Here is a 2,413-nt window from a genome sequence, read left to right as displayed (position 1 = left end):
GTCCGGGGCCGCGCCGGTGGTCGCGGCACCGGGCTGCGCCGGGCCGGGTGGGGCGGCGTCAGCGGACGGCGGGTCGACGCGCAACCGCTCCGTGTCACTCGTTCGGGGTCCGTGTTCAGATCCAGCCACGAACGGTGACCGTAGTCTCCCGTCAGCGGAACGCATCCACCACCCGGAGTACGTCCTCCGGCGTGTTGTACAGATGGAATCCCACCCGTGCCCGACCGCCGCGCACACTGGCGGTGATTCCCGCCCCGGCGATCCGGTCGGCGGCCCGCTCGACGTCGAGCGCGACGATCGCGCTGCCGCCCGGGGGCATGCCGAGTTCGGACCGCAACCCGTCGGCGAGTCCGACGCAGTGCCGCCGGACCTTCTCCGCGTCCAGGCCCGCCACGTACGCCAGGGCGTGTGCCGCCCCGACGAACGGCAACAACGCGGGCGCGGTGTCGAACCGCCGGGCGTCGGCGGCCAGGTCCAGCGGCAGCCCGTAAATGGTCCCGCCCCACCGGTCCGCCCCGGCGTACCAGTTGGCCGCCACGGGCAGGGTCCGGTCCCGCACCCGCGGATGCACCCCCAACCACGCCGCGCCGCGCGGGCCCAGGAGCCACTTGAACGAGTCCCCGACGACCCAGTCGGCCCACTCCAGTTCCAGCGGCAGCCATCCGGCGGCCTGGGTGGTGTCCAGCAGCACCGGCACCCCGGCCGCCGTGGCGGCCTCGCGCAGTGCGTCCAGGTCGAGCACGGCACCGTCGGCGGACTGGACCACGCTCACGGCCACGAGGTCGTGTCCGGCGACCGCGCCGGGCAGCTCCGTCACCGGGACCTCCCGGACCGTCACCCCCCGGTCGCCCTGGGCGGCGAACGGGAAGACCACGCTGGTGAACTCGCCCCGGGCGGTGAGCACCGAGGCACCGTCCGGCAACCCGGCCGCCACCGGGGCGACGAGCTGGGCCACGGTGGCCCCGACCGCCACCCGGTCGGCGGGAATGCCGACGAGGCGCCCGAAGTCGGCACGGGTGCTGTCCACCAGGGCGTCGAGGTCGAGTGCGGCACCGTCGCCGCGGCGCCAGTGCTCCACCGCCCCGGCCACCGCGTCGGCCACGTGCGCCGGGGGGATCCCGGTCGACGGGGTGTCGAGGTAGGGGTGGTCGAGGGCGAATTCGGCGTCGAAGGCGGCACGCATGGCGGCAGCCTAGTCACCGTCCGTGTGTTGTTCGACGTCTTTCCGGGTGGCGGGCGAGGTGTCCGCGGTCCGTGTGGTGCCGTCGGCGGGTCCGGTGCCGTCGGCGGGTTCGGTGCCGTCGGCGGGTTCGGTGCCGTCGGCGGGTTCGAGGAAGGGGCCGAACAGGTCGGGTACGGCGGCCTCGGCGAAGCGGAGCCCCTCGTCCATCCCGACGTCGTACACCGGGTAGCCCTGCGCCCCGGCCGCCGTGGTGGCCGTCAGGGTGATCAACCCCTTCCGGCGTTGGAAGATCGACTGCCGGGCCGTCCACCCGATGACACCCCGGCGCTGCAGCGCCACGGTCCGGCGCAGCACCGACCCGTTGCGGGCCACCAGGTACCCACCGGTGAGCCCGTGCCCCAGGTTGGCGTAGGCCTCGAAGGCCAGGGCGACCGCGACGGGGACCCCCACGGCCGCGAGCAGCGCTGCCACGACCAGTGCCGGGGTCCACACGGTCAGCCCGAGCACCACCGCGGCCGCCACCGGCACCGCCACGACCGACAGCGCCCAGCGGATCCGTCTGCCCCGGGCCGCGCGCGGATGACGACGCAGGCCGACCGACTCGGTCGGCGACACGGGTTCCCGCAGTACCGCGGCGACCACCCAGTCGGCGTCCCACCGGGGTGCGGGCGGCAGGAGCGTCTTGTGCTCGGTGCGCTCGTTCTTCGCGGGCTGTTCGGAGAGCCCGGTCGCCACCGCGTCGACGCGGGCCGCCCCGAGCAGCCGGTTGCCGAGCGGCTCCAGCAGTTCCACGCCCCGCAGCCTGCGCTCCTCCAGGGAGACCGACCGGGTGGTGAGCAGCCCCCGCCGCACCCGCAGCGTGCCGGTGGGCTCCCGTTCCAGCCGGAACCGCCACCACCATTCGACGAACACGGCGATCGACCCGACGACTCCGGCGGCCAGGCCGGTGAGTACGACGAACAGCACCGCCGTCGGCAGCGGCAGGGCCCGCAACCGGTCCAGCGCCCAGCTGACCACCCCGTCCTGCAGCCCCAGCCACTCGGCCACCTGGAGCACCGCACCGAAGGCGGCCGCGCCGAGTGCGGGGGTGAGCACCGAGATCGGGGCGAAGCGCACCCAGGACGGCCGGAACGTCGCCAGCACCCCGGGGCCCGCCGCCCCGGGCACCGTACCCCCGTCGGTGCCTTCCGCGCTGTCGGTGCCGTCCGTGCGGGGCGTGCCCGGCGGCGG

Annotated in this window: 2 protein-coding genes; both read right to left on the bottom strand. The window is 75.4% G+C overall.

The genetic code is table 11. From position 1 onward, the window contains the following. Positions 1-151 precede the first annotated feature (151 nt). On the bottom strand, positions 152-1,183 hold the full coding sequence (locus tag SACPADRAFT_RS0210940) for an aminotransferase class V-fold PLP-dependent enzyme (RefSeq protein ID WP_007027301.1): 1,032 nt from the start codon (positions 1,181-1,183) through the stop codon (positions 152-154). A gap of 9 nt (positions 1,184-1,192) precedes the next feature. Then, positions 1,193-2,413, bottom strand: a 1,221-nt coding sequence (locus SACPADRAFT_RS26980; protein ID WP_007027300.1) for a PH domain-containing protein, incomplete at its 5' end; no start/stop codon positions are given.

The sequence above is a fragment of the Saccharomonospora iraqiensis subsp. paurometabolica YIM 90007 genome, from assembly GCF_000231035.2.
Lineage (GTDB): Bacteria > Actinomycetota > Actinomycetes > Mycobacteriales > Pseudonocardiaceae > Saccharomonospora > Saccharomonospora paurometabolica.
Note: the sequence above shows the minus strand (reverse complement) of the source record. Positions and strands in the feature narration are given on the sequence as shown.

What these genes read in the sequence shown, in the direction of transcription:
- SACPADRAFT_RS0210940 (WP_007027301.1), bottom strand. Translation starts at nt 1,183, where the DNA reads ATGCGTGCCGCCTTCGACGCCGAATTCGCCCTCGACCACCCCTACCTC.